This is a genomic window from Streptomyces sp. NPDC030165 (assembly GCF_055573595.1).
In genome coordinates, this window is sequence record NZ_JBVIBD010000012.1 from 16,220 (window position 1) to 37,093 (window position 20,874).

The following is a 20,874-nucleotide window of genomic DNA, read 5'->3' on the forward strand; positions in this document are numbered from 1 at the left end:
GCTCCGGACGTGCTCAGCGGTCGGGAACGCCGGACCGGGCGTCCGGCCCGGACAGCCGCGGGCCGCGCCACTCCTTGCGGTACGGGCGGAGGGGGTCGTACGAGGCGGTGCCGGCCGGGGCGGCCCGGCCCCGCCCACTGGATGCGCCCCGGACGTCCTGCGGGGGCACCGCCGGGCAGGACTCCACCAGGATGAACGCCACGTCGTCGGCGAGGGCGCCGTCCGTGTGGCGGAGCAGGGCCTCCTGGACCGCGTCGGCCGCCTCGTCGAGCGCCGCCCGTGAGCAGGCGGACCGCAGACCGGCGAGATCGACCATGTCGCCCTGCGGACTGCGGGCCTCCGCCAGACCGTCGGTGTAGAACAGCATGCGGTCGCCGGGGCCGAGCACGGCTTCCTGGACGACCGGCGTGGGGTGCAGGCCCAGCGGGGTGGTCGTTTCGGCCGGGACGAGCAGGCGGGGCAGGGCACCGGCGGGTACGAGCAGGGGCGGGTGGTGACCGCAGTTGGCCAGGCCGACCCGGGTGGCCGCGGGCCGGCCGGTGGTACGGAACTCGGCGGCCAGGGCGGTGACGAAGTCCTCCGCGCCGAGCAGGGGTGCCAGACGCCGGTCGGTGGCGTCCAGGACGGCGGGCAGGTCGGGGTGCGTGTAGGCGCTGTCCCGGAAGAAGCCGATCGCGGCGGCCGACAGGCGCACGGCCTCCAGACCGTTGCCGCGCACGTCACCGATCAGCAGGCGCAGGCCGGCGGCAGTGTGCGCGAAGGCGTACAGGTCTCCGCCGAGCGGGGCCTGCGGCGAAGCGGAGTGGTAGCGGGCGCACACGGCCACGCCACCGAGCCGGAAGGAGGTGGGCTGGAGGATGGCACGCTGGGCCACAGACGACGTCTCGGCCAGTTCCCCTTCCCGGGAGACCCGCTGGGCGGCGCTCCGGGTGGCGTACGCACCGCCCAGCGCGAGCACGGTCAGCCGCACCGGCACGTCCCGTTCACCGAGACCGCCCTCCCATACCGCGACACCGACGGCCAGGAGCACCACGTACAGGGCGACAGCGCCGGTACGGGGACCGTCGAGCCGGGTGGCGGCCAGCAGCGTACAGGTCAGCAGCAGCCCGGCCAGGCTGTGCGCCGCACCCAGGGCGAGATCGCCGACTGCGATGGGAACACCCGGAATCAGCGCGAACAGCAGCCACCTGCGATCGCGCTCCCGGCCCATACGCCCTCCTCCTGCCTCACGGCACGGAAGGTCACCACGAGCAGCCGCACCACCGCCCGGCCCGTCCCGGCCAGATGTCGGCAACCGAGCGGAACCGACGGACACGGATCACGCGAGGGGCACTACCGACCGGCCTTGACCTCTCCTGCACCCTGCGCAGGAGATATGCCCGTCGGCCAGTCCGCTTGCACATGCCATGAGGAGGCGCGTCGGCAGGATGCGGGGCACGGCTTCACCCCCTCCCCCGCGGAGGGTGAGAAGCCGTGCGGCGAGCGGGGTGCAGAGGCCGTGGTTCCGCTCGTAGGGGACCGATCTTGCGCAGGTCGTCGGGCCGTGTCAACCAATAGGCGGAGGCTGTTCGGAAAGGGCAGGTCAGAGGTGGGGGCATTCTTTTCGGGGTCTCTACTGCCGTTTACTTGCCGGGGTGTTGAGGGGTACTGGTGTCCGGGTGTGCGGGCTAGGATGCGGCCATGTCGTCCCCTCCCGAGCCGGACGCGGAGCTGTTCGCCCGGCGTCTGCGGCGTCTGATCGACGTGATCCATCCGGCTGCCCAGGGGCGGCCGTACACGGACATCGAGATCGGCCGGCACACCGGCCTGTCCAACCAGTACGTGGGCAAGCTCCGCAAGGGGCAGTCCGTGCCGAGTCTGGTCAACGCGGGGCGCCTGGCGCGGTTGTTCGGGGTGTCCACGGACTACTTCCTCAGCCCGGCCGACCACCCCGCCGTACGGTCCGTCGAACGCAATCTGCGGATGATCGAGACGCACCGTGCGGGCCGCCCCCAGCAGATCGCGCACCGGGCCGCCGGGGGCGCGGCGGACGCCCGGTACGCCGGGCTCCTCGACGACGAAGAGGTACGGCAGATCGCCGAGGGGGCCGCTGAGCTGCCGCCGGCCATGCGGGGGCCGGTGCGGGCCGTCATCGAGCAGTTGCGCAAGGCCATCGGGCTGGGCGGCGGTGACGAGGGCGTACGTGGCTGAGCGGAGAGGGTACCGGGGCGGACGGGGGCTGCGTGGGGGCGGCGGGTTGTGCTATGCCGTTGAGTCCGCCGGGACGGGAGGGGAATCGTGAGCGCCGCGCACTTACCCGTCGGGCGTGCGGTTCGCTGGCGGTTGCCCGAGGGACAGGAGAGCGCGTTCGTGGGGTTACGTGGCGCCCGGCGCAAGTGCCGGGCTTTGCTGGAGCAGGCCGACCTGCCGCCGTACTCCACCGTACGGGAGTTGTGCGAGCGTCTCGGGGAGCGGCGCGGGCGTGCGATCGTGCTTCTCGCGCGGGAGACGGCACTCGGTGAGCGGTCCGGACGCTTCGAACAGCGCCTGACCGAGGACCGGATCCACTACCCGCTGCACACCAGCGAGGCGCACCAGGCGCACATCATCTGCCACGAGATCGCCCACCTCCTGCTCGCCCACGTCCCCGAACTCGACGCGCTGGACCCGGGCGTGGCCCGGCTGGTCCTGGGCCGCTCGCACTACATCGACCCGGCGGAGGAGCAGGCCGAGATCCTCGGCACCCTGCTGTGGCAGCGGCTCGCGCTGGCCCCCGACGAGGCGGCGAGCCCCTCGGTCGTCACGTCGCTGGAGCACCGCGGGAGCCGGCATGTATGACCTCGTCGCCACCTGTCTCTACCTGGCCATCGGCGCGCTGTGGGTGGTGCTGGCCGTCGTCAAGTCGCACGCCCGGCGACGGCAGCGCTTCCCGGCGCTGCTGGTCATGGCGGCGGCCTCGGCCGTCACGGCCGTCTCCTTCCTGTGCTCGGCCCCCGCCGTGGCGGCCGTCGTCAACACGTCGTCCGGCGTCAGTTTTCCTGGGCCTGCTGATCGTGTACGTAGCGCGGCTGCTGTTCAGCGCCGGTGCCGTCGTGCTCGTCCTGCTGTGGGCGCCGCCCGCGCGGCGGCGGGCCGGGGAGCAGGCGTGGGCCGTTCCGTACGCGGCGGTGCGGGCGGAGGTGCGGCGCACGGTCGGGTGGGTGTACGGGCCGGTGATCGCGGCCATGGTCGCGCTGTTCGCCTTCTTCCCGCCGGGCCTGGACAGTTCGCTTCCCCTGGACACCACGTACGCGGCGGAGCCGCCGGTCCTCGCCTTCCTGCTGATCTACCAGGCGGCCTTCGCGTGGGGGCTGTGGCAGCTGGGCCGTACCTGCTGGGGGCACGCGGCCGCCGTGGCCACGCAGCGGCTGCTGCGCCGGAGCCTGCGGTGCCTGGCCGTCGGCAGCGGGCTGATCGGCGGTTACTGCCTCACCAAGTGCGTGGCCATCGGCGCCGCGGCGGCCGGCACCCACGTCCTGGACCCGGTGGGATCCGTCGTCAGCCGCTCTTCGGGTGCGTCGGCTGCCTGGTCCTCGCGGTGGGCTGGGCGGGCGCCGCCGCTGCCGGCTGGCGTCAGCGGCGCGCCGACTACCGTGCCCTGCGGCCCCCGTGGACGGCGGCCATGCGGGTGGACGGGCGGCTGGCGCTGGACGGGCCGCGGCGGCCGTGGGCGGAGTGGCTGACCGCACGGGACCTGGAGTGGCGGCTGACCCGCCGTACGCGGGAGATCCGCGACGGGCAGCTCGCGCTGCGTCCGTGGGTCCCGGAGGAGGTGGTCGTGGCCGCCCGCCGGTGTGCGGACGAGTACGCGGACATGACGCCGCAGGAGAAGGAGGCCGCGGTCGCGGCTGCGGCCTTCGTGGGCGGCCTTCGCGCGCTCCGGGGGCGGCAGCGGCCGGTGCGGCACTGTGTCCACACGCCGGGGGCGGATGTCGCTCCCGCCGACGAGCGCCGTCATCTCGTGCTCGTGACCCGGCACCTTCAGGGGCCGTTCGTCACGCGCGTGCCGGCCGAGACCGCTTGAGAGGGTGACGGCAGGCGATGGGGGGGAAGATGGTTGACGGGGTGGGAGGCCGGGCGGAGCGAGGTGCGGGGTACCCGGCGGGGCCCCCGTACGGTGGTGCGGTCATGCCGTTGGCTGAGGCGCAGAGCGTTTACCGGCGTCTGGTCCGGCACGACTTCAGCGAGGACCTGGCGTTCGGGCTCAACATCGGCTTCTACCGGACGTTCGCCGTACCCGAGATCGCCGAACTGCTGGTGTCCACCGGCAAGATGACCGGGCAGGCGGAAGTACGCGCCAAGACCACCGGACTGATGATGCACCAGCTGTTCGCCGCCGGGCTGGACAGCGCACAGGGCGCCGAGACCGTGGCCGCCCTCAATCGCATTCATTCCCGCTGGCGCATCGGAGACGACGCCTTCCGGTACGTGCTTTCCTGTTTCGATGTCGCACCGATGCGCTGGTGCGACGCCTATGCGTGGCGTGCCACGACCGCGGCGGAAAAAGCCGCGTCCCACGCCTTCTACGTCGGACTGGCCGAGCGGATGGGTATACACGGGGTTCCGGCGACCTGGGACGCCTTCGCCGGCTGGACCGACCGTTTCGAGCGGCGGCGGTTCGCCGCCACACCCGCGTCCGCGGAACTGTGGGCCGTCACCCGCGGCATGCTGATCCGCCGCTTCTTCCCGGCCCCGTTCGGCCCGTTCGTCCGTACCGCCGCCGACGCTTTCCTGGACGAGCCGCTGCGCCGGGCCGTCGGCGCCCGCCGGCCCTCCGCTCCCGTACGTGCCCTGGTCGAAGGCGGTATGCGGCTGCGGGCCCGGCGCAATCGGCGCGCCCACGCCGACCCCGGTTACCGGCCGGACCTGCCGCCCGTCGTACGCGATCTCGGCTGAGCGCCCGAGGGCCCGGCCGCCGGGGCCGTCTTTCCCTCGAAGCCTGCCCGCGTCGTCCAACGCGGGCGAAAGAGCCGGTTGGACACCTTCCTCGCTCGCCTGTCCGTCCAACTGGCTGCGGTTGACCGGGTACTCGGGTGACCGCAAAGTGAAGGCAATCGGTTGTCGAATTCGCGGAAAATCACCGGTCGGCGGCGGATGCGTATTCCCACGGTGCGCCCGGTATTGCGCGGGTCACGCGGAATACGTCGTGTCACGGACGCGGAGATGCCGGCTCGGCACGGTCGCCGGGCACGGACGGACACGAGGACCGGACCCGGCGCCGGCCACCGGCCACCCCTCCTCGGGGGCCGGCGCCGACTGCGCGGTGAACGGTCGCCCTCAGCCGCTGCCCGCCTGCACACCTCTGCCGTCGGCGTGCTCCCGCGGCGGTGATCCGCGCCGCCCGACGGAGAAGGGATGTCAGGATGACCCAGCCCCGCGAGGTGCCCGTACACCTGCGCCGGAACCGCTTCGACCCGGACCCCGAACTGCGCCGGCAGGTGAAGGAGGCGCCGCTGACGGAGGCCGACATCGACTTCGGGGCCTTCGGCCGGGTGAAGTGGCTCGCCACCGGCGAGGCCGAGGTACGGGAGGTGCTCGGCGACCTGAAACGGTTCAGCTCCGCGCTGCCCGACATCGGCGAGGACGGGACCGGGACCCCGGCCCTGCCGGGGAACCTGCTGACGTGCGACCCGCCCGACCACACCCGCCTGCGCAGGATGGTCGCCCCGGAGTTCACGGCGCGGCGCACGCGCAGGCTCGCGCCGCGTATCCACGAGGTCGTGACGGAGTGCCTGGGCACCATGGAACGCGTCGGGCAGCCGGCCGACTTCATGCGGCAGTTCGCCTGGCCCATGGCGGGACTGATCACCTGCGAACTGCTGGGCATTCCCCGGGACGACCGGGCGGAGCTGGCGCGTTACCTGGACATCTCCCAGAACGACGCCGGGTCCCCGGAACAGCGGACGGCCACCGGGAAGGCGTACTGGGCGTACATGGTCGAGCTCGCGCGCCGGCAGCGCCGCGACCCCGGCGACGGGCTGTTCGGCGCGGTGGTGCGCGAGCACGGCGCGGACATCGGCGACGAGGAGCTGGCGGGGATCGGAGCGACCTTCGTGTCCGACGGGTTCCTGCAGGTCTCCAGCATGCTGGGGCTGGGCATGCTGGCGCTGCTGGACCACCCGGACCAGCTCGCGCTGCTGCGGGAGCGGCCGGAGCTGACCGACCGGGCCGTGGAGGAACTGCTGCGCTACGTCACCGTCATCCACACCGTGACGCCCCGGACCGCCGTGGCGGACGTGACCCTCGGGGACCAGGTGATCAAGACCGGTGAGAGGGTGGCCTGCTCCGTGTTCGCCGTCAACCGCGCGCAGGGCGGGGACACGCCGGACGGCTTCGACATCACCCGGGAGTCGGGGCCGCACATGGCGTTCGGGTACGGCATCCACCACTGCGTCGCCGCGCCGCTGGTCAAGATGGAGATGGCCGCCGCCTACCCGGCGCTGCTGCGCCGCTTCCCCGGACTGCGGCTCGCGGTGCCGCCGGACGAGATCCGCTTCCGGTCCGCGCAGACGCGGCAGTTCAGCCTGGAATCGCTGCCCGTCGCCTGGTGAGAGGCCCTCGGTCCGCTTCCGCGCGCCCGGCACGCCCGCCCCGTCCGGCGGGTGTGCCGGGCGCGCGGCGTCCGGGGTCCGTACGCGGGAGGGTCCATGATGATCGCGTGGCCGGGCGCGCCCGACGCCGGGCCGGGCCGAGCGAGGATCACGACGATGTACCGCAGCACACCGAACACCCCGCGCACCGTGCCGCGGCCGGCGGTCCGCCGGCCCGGAGGTGAACTCCCCCGTCAGGGCGGGTACCTCGTCCCACGTACTCCCTTGACAAGGGCGGGGCGTCCTAAGAATATGGCTGGACGCTGCAACAGTGTGCCCACAGGGGCGCCCGTGACGGATCCGGGCGTCGCCGCCCGCCGTTGCCGGCACCTATTCGCCCCTGCCGCCGGTGCCATCGGCTCCTCTCCTCCCCGTCCGATGCCATGGCCGGTCCGCGCCCTGACGCGGACCGGGACAGCCGCCCGCGCACAGCCGGCTGACCAGGCCACGGCGGCCCAGGCGACGAGCGGCCCGCGACGACCGGTCGTGCGGCGGCGCGCGAAGACCACCCCCCACCCCGATGCATCCATTCGTATGCGAGGACGGCGAGATGCCCGAAGGACCAGACCTGCCCGCCTTCCCGGACCGGGTGCCGTACGCCGATCCCGGAACGCCCGACTGCCGCAGTCCCCTGCGGTATCTGTGGTGGCTGGTCGTGATGCAGCGTAAGCGGGTGCTGCTCGGCGCGCTGTGGGGCAGCGCCTGGATGTGCGCGCTGATGCTGCCCCCCTACCTGATGTCGCGGGCGATCGACAGCGGCCTGCGCGGGCGGGACACCGGGGAGCTGGTGTTCTGGGTCGGGGTGATCCTTGTGCTCGGCGCGGCCATCGCGATCCTGGGCATCCTGCGCCACCGCACCATGACACTGATCCGGGTGGACGCGGCGTACCGGACGGTGCAGGTCCTCGTACGGCAGATGACGCGGCTGGGGGCGGCGCTGCCGCGCAAGGTGTCGGCCGGTGAGCTGACCCACCTCCAGGCGGGTGACATCGGCCGGGTCGCCCAGACCCTGACCATCACCGGGCCCGGTGTCGGCGCGGTGATCGCCTACGCGGCCACCGCGGTGCTGCTGTTCAGCATCTCCGCCGTGCTGGCGCTGGTGGTGCTGCTCGGTGTGCCGCTGCTGGCGGTGACCATCGGGCCGCTGCTGGGCAAGCTGCACGGCGCCGAGGGGACCTACCGCGAGGAGCAGGCGTCGCTGACCGCCCGCGCGGGCGACATGGTCACCGGGCTGAGCGTGCTCAACGGCATCGGCGGCAAGGCGATGTTCGCGCGGCGCTACCGGGAGCGCTCCCAGGCGCTGCTGACCCACGGCTACCGGGTCGCCGCGCTGACCAGCTGGGTGCAGGCGCTCGGTGTCTGCCTGCCGGTGCTGTTCCTGGCCGCGGTCACCTGGATCGGCGCGCGGATGGCGGCCGGCGGCGCGATCACGGTCGGCGAGATGGTCGCGGTGTACGGATACGTCGCCGCGCTGCTGGTGCCCGTCTCGTTCTTCATCGAGGGCGCCGACGACCTGCCGCGCGGCCTGGTCTCCGCCCGGCGGGTCGCCGGCATCCTGGCGATGCGGCCGGACCAGGAGGACCGCGCGGGCCTGGTGGAGCCGCCGGCCGGGCCGGCCGGCCTGCACGACCCCGAGTCCGGTCTCGAACTTCCCGCCGGGCAGCTGACGGCGCTGGCCTGCGCCCGGTCCGACGCGGCGTACGCGGTGGTCGAACGGCTGGGCCGGTACACCGACTCCGAGGTCACCTGGGGCGGCGTACGGCTGGCCGACGTACCGCTCGACACGGTGCGCCGCCGGATCCTGCTGTCCGACAACGACGCGTACCTGTTCGGCGGCCCGCTGCGGTCCGCCGTCTCCGTACGCGACGGCCATCCGGACGCGGACATCGGGCGGGCGGTGACGGCCGCCGTCGCGGACGACATCGTCGAAGCGCTGCCCGAGGGGCTCGACTCGCGCCTGGACAACCAGGCGCGCAACGTCTCGGGCGGCCAGCGGCAGCGGCTGCGGCTGGTCCGGGCGCTGCTCGCCGACCCCGAGGTGCTGCTGCTCGTCGAGCCCACCTCGGCGCTGGACGCGCACACCGAAGCCACCGTCGCGGCGCGGGTGGACGCGGCCCGGCAGGGCCGTACCACGCTCGTCGTGACCACGTCGCCGCTGCTGCTCGACCGGGCGGCGCGGGTCTGCTACCTGGTGGACGGCCGGGTCGCCGCCGAGGGCACGCACGGCGAACTGCTCGCGCGTGAGCCCGGTTACCGGGCCCTGGTCTTCCGCGGCAGCGAACCGGCCGGCAACCAGGACGGCGAGCCGGCCGGCCGGACGCCGGAGGTCAGGGAAGGAGCCGGCCGATGAGCGGCACACGGGAAGCATGGCGGCTGCCGGTGGCGGACGCCGCCGAAGTACGGCGGGCCACCGGGCAGCTGCTCAAGGACGACGGCCCGGCCATGGTCAGGGTCATCGCGCTGACCTGCCTCGCGTCGCTGGCGGGTCTGGCCGGGCCGTGGCTGCTGGGCCGGATCGTCAGCCGGGTCGAGGCGGGTGACGCGTCGCCGTCGCAGGTCGACCTTCTGGCGCTCGGTGTGCTGGGCTTCGCGCTGGCGCAGCTGGTGCTGACGCGGTACGCCCGCTACTTCTCGCACCGGTTCGGCGAGCGGGCGCTGGCCCGGCTGCGCGAGGAGGTCGTGGACCGCACGCTGGCGCTGCCGGCCCGGATCGTCGAGCAGGTCAGCACCGGTGACCTGGTGACGCGTTCGTCGACGGACGTGGGTACGGTCGCCGCGACGCTGCGCAACGCCGCGCCGGACGTGTTCATCGCGGCCGTGCAGGTGCTGTTCATCTTCGTCGCGGTGTTCGTGCTGCACCCGCTGCTGGGGCTGTGCGCGCTGGTGGGGCTGCCCGTCGTGTGGGCGGTCAGCCGCTGGTACCTCGAGCGGGCCAGGGACGCCTACCTCGCCGAGGGCGCGTCCGCCGCCGGGGTGGCGGAGGCGCTGAACGCCACCGCGCAGGGCGCCCGTACCGTCGAGGCGTTCCGGCTGCGCGAACGGCGGGTGCGGGAGGCGGACCGGGCCGTGGACACCACCTACCGGGCCGGGCGGCGCACGCTGTCGCTGCGGACGGTGCTGTTCCCCGTCACCGAGTTCGCGCACTCGCTGCCCACGGCGCTGATCCTGCTGGTGGGCGGGTTCGCGTACCTCGACGGGACGGTCGGCCTCGGTGTGGTGGTGACCGGCAGCCTCTACATGTGGCAGCTCGTCGACCCGCTCGACCGCGCGCTGACCTGGGTGGAGCAGTTGCAGCGCAGCGGCGCCTCGCTGGCCCGCATCAAGGGGGTCGGGCTGGTCTCCGGTGCGCCGGCGACCGGGGTGCGGCAGCCGGCCGACGACCGTATCGAGGTGCGCGGGGTGCACTACGCCTACGCGTCCGGCACCCACGACGTGCTGCACGACGTCGACCTGACGGTGCGTCCGGGCGAGCGGCTGGCCCTGGTCGGCGCCTCGGGGGCCGGGAAGTCCACCCTCGGCAAGCTGCTGTCCGGCGTGGACACGCCGAAGTCGGGGTCGGTCCTGGTGGGCGGGGTGCCGGTGGCGGAGCTGGCCGCGGCGGACGAGCTGGGCAACCGGGTCGTCCTGATCACCCAGGAGCACCACGTGTTCATGGGCACGCTGCGGGACAACCTGACGATGGCGGCGCCGGACGCCGGTGACGACGCGCTGCTCGCGGCGCTCGCGCTGGTCGAGGCCGACTGGGCGCGCACGCTGCCGGACGGGCTGGACACCATATTGGGCACGGGCGGTGTCCACCTGGACGCGGCGCAGGCCCAGCAGCTGACCCTGGCCCGGGTCGAGCTGGCCGACCCGCACACGCTCATCCTCGACGAGGCCACCTCGATGCTGGACCCGACGACGGCGCGGCACGCCGAGCGGGCGATGGCCGCGGTCCGCTCGGACCGTACGGTGATCGCCATCGCGCACCGGCTGCAGACCGCCCATGACGCCGACCGGGTCGCCGTCATGGAGGCGGGCCGCATCGTCGAGCTGGGCTCCCACGAGGAACTGATCGCCGCGAACGGCCCGTACGCGGCGCTCTGGCGGTCCTGGAACGGCGAGGACTGACCGCAGACACGAGGGCGCCTCCAGGCCGGTGGCCGGGGCGCCCTCGTTCGGGTACCGAATCTTTCCGCTGCACGAGGGGACGTTGCCGTGCCTATGGCCGCCGTGAACGAGAAGGGCGCGGGTGCGAAGTTCGTGCTCGTGTGCGTGTGCTGTGCCGCCGAGCTGGAACCGGCGCCGGTCTACCGATGTCCGCAGTGTTCGGGGGCGCTGGAGCCCCGCTACGAGCTCGCGGGCGCCGCCCCGCGCGTCCACGAGGACGATCCCGAGCGGGTCTACTTCGACTTCTTGCCGCTCACCTCCCCGGGGTTCCTGGACAGCCGGGTGACCGTCCGTACGCCGTGCCGTCCGGCGCCGCGGCTCGGTGCGGCGATCGGGGTGCCGGGGCTGTGGGTCAAGGACGAGTCGCGGCAGCCGACCGGCACCACCAAGGACCGGCTGGCTTCCGTCGTACTGGCGGTGCTGCGGCAGTTCGGGGTGAAGGAATTCGTCGGTTCCAGCACGGGCAACAGCTCCACGGCGCTCGCCCGTGCGGTGCTGCGGGATCCCGCGATGCGGGCGCATTTCTTCTGCGGGGCGGAATTCGTCAGCAATCACGCCATGGAGGAGAGCGAGCAGATTTCGCTGACCGTCGTTCCGGGAACGTATGTGGACGCGTCCGCCGAGGCTCGCGCATTCGCCGCGGAACACCGGCTGCATCTCGACGCGGGATTCTTCAACTGGGCCCGCCGCGAAGGGCTCAAGCTGGCCTACCTGGAAGCCCTGGACGCGATGGACCGTACCCCGGACGTCGTCGTGCAGGCCATCAGCAGCGGAATGGGCTTCCTGGCCGCGCACAAGGGCATGCGGGAATACCTGGAGACCGGCCGGATCGACCGGATGCCGCGCTTCCTGATGGTCCAGGAGGAGTCCTGCGCCCCGGCCGCGAAGGGCTGGCGGGAGGGCCGTACGGAGCTGACCGAGGCCGACCGGATCGAGCGTCCCACCGGGCTGGCGACGGCGATCCTGCTCGGTGACGGCGCGCCGTACTACCCGTACCTGCACCGCATCGCCTCGGAGACCGGCGGTGCGATCGTCTCGGCGTCCCGGGCCGAACTGGTCGAGGCGCGGCGGATGCTGGCCGGGCTGGAGGGCCTCGACGTGTGTTACGCGTCGGCGGCGACGATCGCGGCGGTGCGCGCGGAAGCGGCGGCGGGACGGATCGGGAAGGACGCGACGGTGCTCGTCAATCTGACCGGGCGCAGCCGGACCACAGCGGGTGACGGCGTATGAGCCGGGAACGGGACATCGCCGTCGTCGGCATGGCCGGCCGGTTTCCCGGGGCGCGGAATCTGCGGGAATTCTGGGCACAGGTGCGGGACGGGGTGGAAGCGGTCTCGTTCTTCACGGAGGAGCAGTTGCTGGCGGCCGGCGCGGAGCCCGGGGAGATCGCGCGGCCGAATTTCGTGCGGGCCGGTTCCTGTATGGCGGACCTCGACCTCTTCGACGCGGGATTCTTCGGCTACACGCCGCGCGAGGCGGAACTGATGGACCCGCAGCACCGGGTCTTCCTGGAGACGGCCTGGGAAGCGCTGGAGCATTCCGGTTACGGGCCGGAGAACGTCACGGGCGACATCGGGGTGTTCGCGGGCGCGGGCACCAACAATTACCTGGCCAACATCCACTCGCACCCCGAGGTCGTGGAGACCGCCGGCGGTACGCAGGTGCTGCTCGGCAACGAGCTGGGCTTCCTCGCCACGCGGGTCGCCTACAAGCTCGACCTGCGCGGCCCGGCGGTCTCGCTGCGCACCGCGTGTTCCACCTCGCTCGTCGCGGTGCACCTCGCGTGCCGTGCGCTGCGCGAGCGGGAGTGCGACATGGCGCTGTCCGGCGGGGTGTTCGTCAACCTGGACCAGGAGCGGGGCTACCTGCACCAGGAGGGCTCGTTCCTCTCCCCCGACGGGCACTGCCGGCCGTTCGACGCCCGCGCGGCGGGCACGGTGTTCGGCAGCGGCGCGGGCGCGGTCGTCCTCAAGCGCCTCGACGACGCGCTGGCGGCCGGGGATACGGTCTACGCCGTGGTCAAGGGGTCGGCCGTCAACAACGACGGCGCGGTCAAGGCCGGGTTCACCGCGCCGACCGTGGCGGGCCAGGCGCGGGTGATCGGCGCGGCGCTGCGGGACGGCGGGGTGGCGGCGGACTCGGTCGGCTACGTCGAGGCGCACGGCACCGGCACGGCGCTCGGCGACCCGGTGGAGCTGCGGGCCCTGGCGAAGGCGTACGAGGGGGTCGCGCCGGGCTCGGTGGCCCTGGGCTCCCTCAAGGGGAGCATCGGGCACCTGGACGCGGCGGCGGGCATAGCCGGCCTGATCAAGACGGTGCTCGCGCTGTGGCACGAGACCCTGCCGCCCAGCGTGAACTTCACGTCCCCCAATCCGGGCATCGACTTCGTCGGCGGGCCCTTCGCCGTCCAGCGGGAGACGGCCGCCTGGCCCCGGTCGGCGGCGCCGCGGCGCGCGGGCGTCAGCGCCTTCGGGTTCGGCGGCACGAATGCCCATGTGGTGCTGGAGGAAGCGCCGGCCGCCGTCCCGGCCGAGGGTTCCGGGCGCTCCGCGCAGCTGCTGGTGCTGTCCGCGCGGTCCCCGGAAGCGCTGGAGGAGCTGAGCGAGCGGACGGCCGGACGGCTGCGCGACGGCGACCTGGACTTCGCCGACGCCGCGTACACCACGGCCGTGGGCCGCAACCGCTTCCCGTACCGGCGGGCGGTCACGGCCCCCGACGGCGCGGCGGCGGCCGGGGCCCTGGAGGCGCGGGACCCGGCGCGGGTCGCCGACGCGCACTGCGCCGGCGGCTCGCCGGGCGTGGCGTTCCTGCTCAGCGGGCAGGGCGGCCAGTTCCCCGGCATGGCGCGGGAGCTGTACGCCGAGGAGCCGGTGTTCCGGCGGGCCGTGGACCGGTGTGCCGAGGTGCTGGCGGACGGCGGCACCGGTGTGGATGTGGTCGGGCTGATGTTCGGCGACGGGGACGCGCCGGACACGGTCGCCGCGCTCGAACGGACCGAGGCGGCGCAGCCCGCGCTGTTCGTCCTCGAATACGCGCTGGCCCAGCTGTGGGAGTCGTGGGGCGTCAGGCCGGCCGCGCTGCTCGGGCACAGCCTCGGCGAGCTGGTCGCCGCGTGCCTGGCGGGCGTGTTCGCGGTGGAGGACGCGCTGCGGCTGGTGGCGCTGCGCGGGAAGCTGATGCAGGAGCGGCGTACGGGGTCGATGGTGAGCGTGGTGGCCGACCGGGCGACCGTCGTTCCCCTGCTGCCCGACGGCGTCGCGCTGGCCGCGCACAACGGTCCGAAGGACTGTGTGGTGTCGGGACCGACGGACGCGGTGCGGGCGTTCGCCGGCCGGCTCGGCGCGCGCGGCATCGTCACCCAGCCCGTCGCCACGTCGCACGCCTTCCATTCCGCGCTGATGCGGCCGATGGTGGCGGAGTTCACCGCCGCCGTCGCCGCGGTGCCGCGCAAGGCCCCCGGCGTCCGCTTCGTCTCGAACGTGACCGGCACCTGGATCACGGACGAGCAGGCGCAGGATCCCGCGTACTGGGGAGAGCACATCCTGGCACCCGTGGAGTTCGTCGCCGGGGTGGACACCCTGGCCGCCGACCCGGACCTGGTGCTCCTGGAGGTCGGCCCCGGGCAGACGCTGAGCAGTCTGGCGCGGCGCATCGTCACCGGCGGCGCCGCCCGCCTGATCACGTCCTCGCTGCCGCACCGCCGCGACGCCCGCCATCCGGCCGAGGCGCTCCGGCGGGCGCTGGGGCAGCTCTGGCTGGCCGGGCGCGAGCCCGACTGGGCCGGTGTGTACGGGGAGGAGCGGCGGCGCCGCGTCGCGCTGCCCTCGTACCCGTTCCAGCGGCAGCGGTACTGGCTGGAGCGGCGTGCCGGCGGCCTGCCCGCCGCCCGGCCGGCCGCCCGGCGTACGGACATCGCCGACTGGTTCCACGTGCCGTCCTGGGAGCGCGCGCCCCTGCCGGCCGCCTCACGGGGCCGCGCCGGTGAGCGGTGGCTGGTGTTCACCGACCCGACGGGGCTCGGCGCGGCGCTGGCCGCCCGGCTGCGGCAGGACGGCGCCGAGGCGGCGACGGTCGCCGCGGGCGGCGGCTGGGCGCAGGAGGAGGGCGGCCGGTTCACGATCGGCCCCGGGGACGCGGACCACTACGCGCGCCTGCTGCGGACCGCTCACGGGGACGGCCGTCCGCCCACGCACATCGCCCACTGCTGGACGGTCACCGAGGCGACCGACGCGCACCGGTCCGCGGCCGACACCAGTGCGCTGCGGCTGGGCTTCGAGAGTCTGCTGCTGCTCACGCAGGCGTTCAACGGCCTGCCGGACCGGCCGGGTTGCCGGATCTGGACGGTCGGCAACGGCCTGCACGACGTCACCGGCACCGAACCGCTCATGCCGCTCAAGGCCACCGTGCTCGGCCCGTGCCGGGTGATCCCGCGCGAGCACCCGGCGCTGGCCTGCCGCAGCGTCGACGTGGTGCTCGACGGGCCGCCCTCCGAGCGGCTGACCGACCAGCTGGTCCGCGAGTTCGCGGTGCCGCCGGAGCATGCCGACGTCGCGTACCGAGGCGCGCACCGCTGGATCCGGACCTGTCCCCCGGCGCCACTGCCGGCACCGGCGGCCGGGGCCTCGGTCCTGCGGGACGACGGGGTCTACCTGATCACCGGCGGCACCGGCGGGCTCGGGCTGGCGCTGGCGGCGCACCTGGCCCGGCCCGGGCGGAAACTGGCGCTGCTCGCGCGCACGCCCGTACCGCCCCAACCGGAGTGGGACCGGTGGCTCGACCGGCCGGACGGCGGCCGGACCGGCGAGGTCGTCCGCGCGCTGTACGGCATGGCGCGGCAGGGCGCCGAGGTGCTGGTGGTCCAGGCGGACGTCTGCGACCGGGCCCGGACGCGGGACGCGGTCGGGCAGGTTCTGGGCAAGTGGGGCCGCGTCGACGGGGTGTTCCACGCGGCGGGTCTGGCCGGCGGCGGTCTCATCCAGCTCAAGACCCCCGACGAGGCCGCCGCCGTCCTGGGGCCCAAGGTCGCCGGAACGCTCAACCTGGAGCACGCCCTGTCCGGGCAGCGGCTCGACTTCCTGGCCCTGTTCGGTTCCAACGCCGCCAATGTGGGCGACTTCGGGCTGGTGGACTACGTCGCCGCCAACAGCTTCCTCGACGCGTACGCCCACGCCCGTACGGGACCGGACGCGCCCGCGCGCCGGGTGGTCACGGTGGACTGGGGGCCGTGGCGGGATGTCGGCATGGCGGCCGCCACCGACCTCGGTGACGCGCTCGCCGACGCCCGCGGCAAGGACCTGGCGGAGCGCGGCATGGCGCCCGCCGACGCGCTGCTCGCACTGGAACGCGCCCTGTCCTCGTCCGAGGAGCCGCAGCTCATCGTGTCTCCCGTGGACGCGCGGAGCCTGATCGAGAACGCGTTCACGCTCTCGGCCGAGGCCCCGGAGAGCGACGAGCGGGTGGCCGGTCTGGGCGCGCCCCGGTCGGTCCATCCGCGCCCCGAGGTCGCCAGTACGTACGCGGCGCCCCGCGGCGCCACCGAGCGGCAGCTGTGCGCGGCGTGGCAGGAACTGCTCGGTATCGACCGGGTCGGCGTCGACGACAGCTTCTTCGACCTCGGCGGCAGCTCGCTGGTCGCCATCCAGCTCGTCGCCACGGTCAACAAGACGCTGGGTGCCACGCTGACGGTCGCACAGCTCTACGAGGCGCTGACCGTCGCGCGCCTGGCGGCCCTGGTCGACGGGGCCGCCACCGGTCCCGCCGAGGACACCCGGCAGTCGCTGGACGAGGTCAAGAACCGGGCCAGTTCACGCCGGCAGCACCAGCAGAGCCGGATGGCCCGGTCCCGGGCGCGCCGGCAGTCCTGAGGGGCGGACACACGGGCGCGCCGTCAGCGCCGCACGCTCCGTACCCCCTAACGCCGCTGTTGCGCACTCCGTACCCGTGTGCGTCCCGTTGCCCGAAGGGGTGTCCAGCATGTCCGCTCCCCCGCTCACACCGCGTCTGGCCCGGCTCGTCGCGGACATCCGTACGGCCCTGCGCGCGCCCGGCAGCGGCATCCCCGAGGTGGCCGGGCAGCGCGTCGCCGACGCCCTGGCCGCGCATCTGCGGCACCCCGGGCTGCTGACCGCGGCCCAGTGCGAAGCCGATCCGCTGGACTACCGGCAGCACCTCCTGCACGCGGAACCGGACGGCATGTTCTCGGTCGTGGCGCTCGTGTGGCTGCCCGGCCAGCGGACCTGCGTCCACGACCACGTCGCCTGGTGCGTCACGGGGACGTACCGCGGCGTCGAGGAGGAGCAGCAGTACCGGCTCGCGGACGACGGCACGGGCCGGTGCCTGGTGCCTTCGGGCCGCAGTACGAACGGGCCCGGCACCGTCGCCTTCGTCGCACCGCCGGGCGACATCCACGAGGTCCGCAACGCGGCCGACGGCACAGCGGTCTCGCTGCACGTGTACGGCGCCGACCTCAGCCGTACCGGCACCAGCATCCGCCGGCGTTACGACCTGCCCGTACGGGCATCCGCCGGCCTGATCCGACATCGTGAGGAGTGAGACCGTGGCGAGTGGATCCGTGGAGACCACGTCGTACGGGCTGCGCGGGGAGACGCGCGCCGTCGGCGCCGGCACCCTGCCGGACCTGTTCTCCGCGCAGGCCGCGCGGACGCCCGAAGCCCTCGCGCTCGTCGGCGCGGACGGCACCGGGCTGACGTACGCGGAGCTGGACGCCCGGGTGGAGCGGCTGGCCCGGGCGCTGGCCGCGCGGGGTGCCGGTCCCGAGACGGTCGTCGCGGTGTCGGCGCCCCGGTCGGCCGGGCTGGTGACCGCCCTGCACGCCGTGCAGCGGGCCGGTGCGGCGTACCTGCCCGTCGATCCGGAGCAGCCGGCCGAGCGGGTCCGGTCGATGATCGAGGACGCGCGGCCGCTGCTGGTGCTGACGGCTGCCGACATCGAACGGCTGCTGCACGCGCCTGCGGACGCCCCGGACGGTACGCGTCACGCCGCCGTCCCCCCGCCCCTCCTCCGCCCGCACCCGCTCAATCCCGCCTACGTCATCTACACGTCCGGCTCGACCGGGCGGCCGAAGGGTGTCGCGGTACCGCACCGGGCCATCGTCAACCGGCTGGCCTGGATGCAGGCCGCCTACCCGCTGACCGCCGAGGACCGGGTGCTGCAGAAGACGCCGGCCGGTTTCGACGTGTCGGTGTGGGAGTTCTTCTGGCCGCTGTGCGTCGGCGCGTGCCTGGTGGTGGCCGAGCCCGACGGGCACCGGGACGTGCGGTACCTGGCCGAGGTGATCCGGCGTCAGCGGATCACCACCGTCCACTTCGTGCCGTCCGTCCTGCGGCTGTTCGCCGCCGAACCCGCCGCGGCCCGCTGCACCTCCCTGCGCCGGGTCTTCGCCAGCGGCGAGGCGCTCTCCGGGGAGCTGCGGGAGCGGTTCTTCGGCGTGCTCGGCGGTGCGGAGCTGCACAACCTCTACGGGCCCACCGAGGCCGCGGTGGACGTGTCCTCCTGGCCGTGCCGGCCGGACGACGAGCCCGGGCCCGTACCGATCGGACGGCCGGTCTGGAACACGGGACTGTACGTCCTGGACGCGGGCCTGCGGCCGGTCGCTCCGGGCGTGACCGGCGAACTGTACATTTCCGGCGTGCAGTTGGCGCGCGGTTACGCGGGCCGTCCGGGGCTCACCGCCGGGCGCTTCGCCGCCGACCCGTACGGTCCGCCCGGCTCCCGCATGTACCGCACCGGGGACCTGGCGAGGATGCGGCACGACGGGTCCCTCGACTACGCGGGCCGGGCCGACCACCAGGTGAAGGTCGGCGGCGTACGGATCGAACCGGGCGAGGTGGAGGCCGCGCTGACGGCGCACCCGGCGGTCGCCGACGCGCTGGTGACGGCCGGGCCCGACGGGTCCGGCGGGACCCGCCTCGTCGGCTACCTCGTCCCGGACGCCGGTACGGCGGCGCCGCTGCGCACCCTGTGCCGTCTGGAGGCCGCCGGGGAACTCACCGCGCGGGAGCGGCACACCCTGCCCAACGGCATGGCCGTCGCCTCCCCCAACCCGGCGGAGACCGACTTCCTGTACCGGGAGATCTTCGAGGGCCGCGAGTACCAGCGCAACGGTATCGACCTGCCCGAAGGAGCCGTGATCTTCGACGTGGGGGCGCACATCGGGCTGTCCTCGATCGCGCTCGCCCGGTCCTGCCCCGGCAGTGTGGTGTACGCCTTCGAGCCGGTACCGCAGCTGTTCCGGCTGCTGGAGCTGAACACCCGTATCCACGGCGTCGACGCCCGGCTGTTCCCGTGCGGGCTCGCCGAGGCGGCGGGCACGGCGGTGTTCACGTACTACCCGCAGTTGTCGATCATGTCGGGGCGCTTCGGTGACCAGGCGCAGGAACGCGGCGTACTGGAGGCGTTCGTCCGCAACGCCGCTCCGGCGGACGCCCGGCCCGCACCCGGCACGGCCGCCGACCTCGACGCGCTGCTCACCGAACGGCTGCGGCACACCGAGGTCAGCTGCGCGCTGCGCACCCTCTCGGACGTGATCCGCGAGACGGGCGTGGACCGGATCGACCTGCTGAAGATCGACGCGGAGAAGAGCGAGGTGGCGGTCGTGCGCGGGCTCGACGACGCGCACTGGCCGCTGGTCCGCCGGCTGGTGATCGAGGCGCACGACGTGCCGGGCCGGATCGGCTGGCTCACGGGCCACCTGGAGAGCCGGGGGTTCCGCGTCACGGTCGACACCCAGGCCGAGCTGACCGGCACCGGGCTGGTCACGGTCTACGCCACACGCGGCGGCGGGAGGACAGTGGCGGGCGGCGACTCGACGCACGGTACGTCGTCCTCTCCGGTGCTCGCCGAGCCGCCCTGGTCCGATCCGGAACGGTACGTCGCCGAGGTCCGGCGGAGCGCGCTGGAACGCCTGCCCGCGCCCATGGTGCCGTCGTCGTTCGTCGTCCTGGACGCGTTCCCGCTCACCCCCAACGGGAAGCTGGACCGTGCGGCGCTGCCCGCGCCCCGGCCGCACGCGGGACGGCGTACCGCTGCCGGCGGCGCCCCGCGCACACCGGACGAGGAGGTGCTCTGCGCGCTGTTCGCCGAGGTGCTCGGCGTACCGGAAGTCGGTGTCCACGACGACTTCTTCCGGCTCGGCGGGCACTCGCTGCTCGCGATCACGCTGATCGGGCGGGTCCGCTCGGTGTTCGGCGCCGAGGTGAACCTGCGCAGCCTGCTGGAGGCGCCGACCGTGGCGGGCTTCGCCCGGCGGCTGGCGCACGGCACGGACGCCGCCGACCCGCTGGCCGGACTGCTCCCGCTGCGGCCGGGCGGTGACCGTCCACCCCTGTTCTGCGTGCACCCGGGAGCCGGGGCCGGCTGGGTGTACGCGGGGCTGCTGCGCCACCTGGACGACCGGCAGCCCGTGCACGCCCTCCAGGACGAGCGGCTGAGCGGCGGTGAACCGGCCGCGAGCGTCGAGGAGATGGCCGGGCGCTACGTGCGGCGGATCCGCTCCGTCCAGCCGTCCGGGCCGTACCACCTGCTCGGCTGGTCCTTCGGCGGCCTGGTCGCCCACGCGATGGCCACCCGGCTCCAGGAGGCGGGGGAACAGGTCGCGCTCCTCGCGCTGCTGGACGCCTACCCGCTGCACGATCACGCCACGACGCGCCCGCACCGGGCCGGTGCGGGCGACGGGTTCGGGGAGCTGCTGCGGTCGTTGGGGTACCCGGGGTCCGGGGACGGTGGTGCCGTACGGCGTGCGGGGTACGCCGGGTTCGCGGAGGCGGTGCGCGACGACCCCGCCCTCGCCGGTCTCGACGAGGCGCAGGTGACCGCCATGGCGCGGTCGTTCCGGGAGAACACCGGCCTCGCGGACGTGTTCAAGCCGATGGTCTTCGACGGTGACGTGGACCTGTTCACCGCCACGGTCGGCCGGGAGCCCGGCGCGCCGGGCGCGGCGGACTGGGCGCCGTACCTGACCGGAGAGCTGCGGGTGCGCCCGGTGGCATGCACGCACGGCGGCATGACGGGGCCGGGACCGCTGGCCGAGATCGGCCCGGTGCTGGCGGCCCGGCTGACGGAAGGCGCCGTGGTCGGCCCACCCGCGTGACCAGCCGCG

At 74.1% G+C, this 20,874-nt stretch carries 13 protein-coding genes and 3 pseudogenes; 15 read left to right on the forward strand and 1 reads right to left on the reverse strand.

Going from position 1 to position 20,874, the window contains the following annotated elements; translation table 11 throughout:
* Positions 1–13 precede the first annotated feature (13 nt).
* Entirely contained in the window at positions 14–1,210 is a 1,197-nt protein-coding gene (locus tag ACZ4Z1_RS22935; protein ID WP_468488467.1) for a PP2C family protein-serine/threonine phosphatase, read from the reverse strand.
* A 470-nt stretch (positions 1,211–1,680) separates the two neighbouring features.
* Here ACZ4Z1_RS22935 and ACZ4Z1_RS22940 point away from each other — a divergent pair, with 470 nt between their 5' ends.
* From ACZ4Z1_RS22940 to ACZ4Z1_RS23010, 15 genes and pseudogenes are all read left to right on the forward strand, one after another.
* Complete coding sequence (locus ACZ4Z1_RS22940) at positions 1,681–2,190, forward strand: helix-turn-helix domain-containing protein (RefSeq protein ID WP_468488468.1); 510 nt, start codon at positions 1,681–1,683, stop codon at positions 2,188–2,190.
* A 159-nt stretch (positions 2,191–2,349) separates the two neighbouring features.
* Positions 2,350–2,817, forward strand: a complete 468-nt coding sequence (locus ACZ4Z1_RS22945; RefSeq protein WP_468488469.1) for a hypothetical protein — start codon at positions 2,350–2,352, stop codon at positions 2,815–2,817.
* Between the two features lie 215 nt (positions 2,818–3,032).
* Complete coding sequence (locus tag ACZ4Z1_RS22950) at positions 3,033–3,701, forward strand: hypothetical protein (RefSeq protein WP_468488470.1); 669 nt, start codon at positions 3,033–3,035, stop codon at positions 3,699–3,701.
* Positions 3,641–4,042, forward strand: a complete 402-nt coding sequence (locus ACZ4Z1_RS22955) for a DUF6545 domain-containing protein (RefSeq protein WP_468488471.1) — start codon at positions 3,641–3,643, stop codon at positions 4,040–4,042. The genes ACZ4Z1_RS22950 and ACZ4Z1_RS22955 overlap by 61 nt, the downstream gene beginning before the upstream one ends.
* 104 nt (positions 4,043–4,146) lie before the next feature.
* Positions 4,147–4,914: an oxygenase MpaB family protein gene (locus ACZ4Z1_RS22960; RefSeq protein WP_468488472.1), complete on the forward strand. Its 768-nt coding sequence runs from the start codon at positions 4,147–4,149 to the stop codon at positions 4,912–4,914.
* 467 nt (positions 4,915–5,381) lie between these two features.
* The gene (locus tag ACZ4Z1_RS22965) at positions 5,382–6,569 is read left to right on the forward strand and encodes a cytochrome P450 (protein ID WP_468488473.1); all 1,188 of its coding nucleotides are present in this window, start codon (positions 5,382–5,384) and stop codon (positions 6,567–6,569) included.
* Positions 6,570–7,158: 589 nt separating this feature from the next.
* Complete coding sequence (locus tag ACZ4Z1_RS22970; protein WP_468488474.1) at positions 7,159–8,958, forward strand: ABC transporter ATP-binding protein; 1,800 nt, start codon at positions 7,159–7,161, stop codon at positions 8,956–8,958.
* Entirely contained in the window at positions 8,955–10,718 is a 1,764-nt protein-coding gene (locus ACZ4Z1_RS22975) for an ABC transporter ATP-binding protein (protein ID WP_468488475.1), read from the forward strand. Before ACZ4Z1_RS22970 ends, ACZ4Z1_RS22975 begins: the two co-directional genes overlap by 4 nt.
* A 93-nt stretch (positions 10,719–10,811) precedes the next feature.
* Positions 10,812–11,987 carry a threonine synthase gene (locus ACZ4Z1_RS22980; RefSeq protein ID WP_468488632.1) on the forward strand — a complete coding sequence of 392 codons (1,176 nt, stop codon included), beginning with the start codon at positions 10,812–10,814 and terminating at the stop codon, positions 11,985–11,987.
* A complete protein-coding gene (locus ACZ4Z1_RS22985; protein ID WP_468488476.1) occupies positions 11,984–16,621 on the forward strand; it encodes a type I polyketide synthase in 4,638 nt (1,545 codons plus the stop codon). The genes ACZ4Z1_RS22980 and ACZ4Z1_RS22985 overlap by 4 nt, the downstream gene beginning before the upstream one ends.
* A gap of 109 nt (positions 16,622–16,730) precedes the next feature.
* The gene (locus tag ACZ4Z1_RS22990) at positions 16,731–17,309 is read left to right on the forward strand and encodes a cysteine dioxygenase family protein (RefSeq protein WP_468488477.1); all 579 of its coding nucleotides are present in this window, start codon (positions 16,731–16,733) and stop codon (positions 17,307–17,309) included.
* A 73-nt stretch (positions 17,310–17,382) separates the two neighbouring features.
* A pseudogene (locus ACZ4Z1_RS22995) lies at positions 17,383–18,738 on the forward strand (amino acid adenylation domain-containing protein); the annotation flags it as partial.
* A 60-nt stretch (positions 18,739–18,798) separates the two neighbouring features.
* Positions 18,799–19,461 (forward strand): annotated as a pseudogene (locus tag ACZ4Z1_RS23000) (FkbM family methyltransferase); the annotation flags it as partial.
* Positions 19,462–19,692: 231 nt separating this feature from the next.
* Positions 19,693–20,028, forward strand: a pseudogene (locus ACZ4Z1_RS23005) (phosphopantetheine-binding protein); the annotation flags it as partial.
* The gene (locus ACZ4Z1_RS23010) at positions 20,005–20,865 is read left to right on the forward strand and encodes a thioesterase domain-containing protein (RefSeq protein ID WP_468488633.1); all 861 of its coding nucleotides are present in this window, start codon (positions 20,005–20,007) and stop codon (positions 20,863–20,865) included. The pseudogene ACZ4Z1_RS23005 and the gene ACZ4Z1_RS23010, both read left to right, overlap by 24 nt.
* Positions 20,866–20,874 lie beyond the last annotated feature (9 nt).

Excerpts from the sequence above, each read along its gene's own strand:
- ACZ4Z1_RS22990 (WP_468488477.1), top strand. The coding sequence starts at position 16,731 with ATGTCCGCTCCCCCGCTCACACCGCGTCTGGCCCGGCTCGTCGCGGAC.
- ACZ4Z1_RS22975 (WP_468488475.1), top strand. The coding sequence starts at position 8,955 with ATGAGCGGCACACGGGAAGCATGGCGGCTGCCGGTGGCGGACGCCGCC.
- ACZ4Z1_RS22960 (WP_468488472.1), top strand. The coding sequence starts at position 4,147 with ATGCCGTTGGCTGAGGCGCAGAGCGTTTACCGGCGTCTGGTCCGGCAC.
- ACZ4Z1_RS22970 (WP_468488474.1), top strand. The coding sequence starts at position 7,159 with ATGCCCGAAGGACCAGACCTGCCCGCCTTCCCGGACCGGGTGCCGTAC.
- ACZ4Z1_RS22980 (WP_468488632.1), top strand. The coding sequence starts at position 10,812 with ATGGCCGCCGTGAACGAGAAGGGCGCGGGTGCGAAGTTCGTGCTCGTG.
- ACZ4Z1_RS22935 (WP_468488467.1), bottom strand. The coding sequence starts at position 1,210 with ATGGGCCGGGAGCGCGATCGCAGGTGGCTGCTGTTCGCGCTGATTCCG.
- ACZ4Z1_RS22985 (WP_468488476.1), top strand. The coding sequence starts at position 11,984 with ATGAGCCGGGAACGGGACATCGCCGTCGTCGGCATGGCCGGCCGGTTT.
- ACZ4Z1_RS22940 (WP_468488468.1), top strand. The coding sequence starts at position 1,681 with ATGTCGTCCCCTCCCGAGCCGGACGCGGAGCTGTTCGCCCGGCGTCTG.
- ACZ4Z1_RS22965 (WP_468488473.1), top strand. The coding sequence starts at position 5,382 with ATGACCCAGCCCCGCGAGGTGCCCGTACACCTGCGCCGGAACCGCTTC.
- ACZ4Z1_RS22955 (WP_468488471.1), top strand. The coding sequence starts at position 3,641 with ATGCGGGTGGACGGGCGGCTGGCGCTGGACGGGCCGCGGCGGCCGTGG.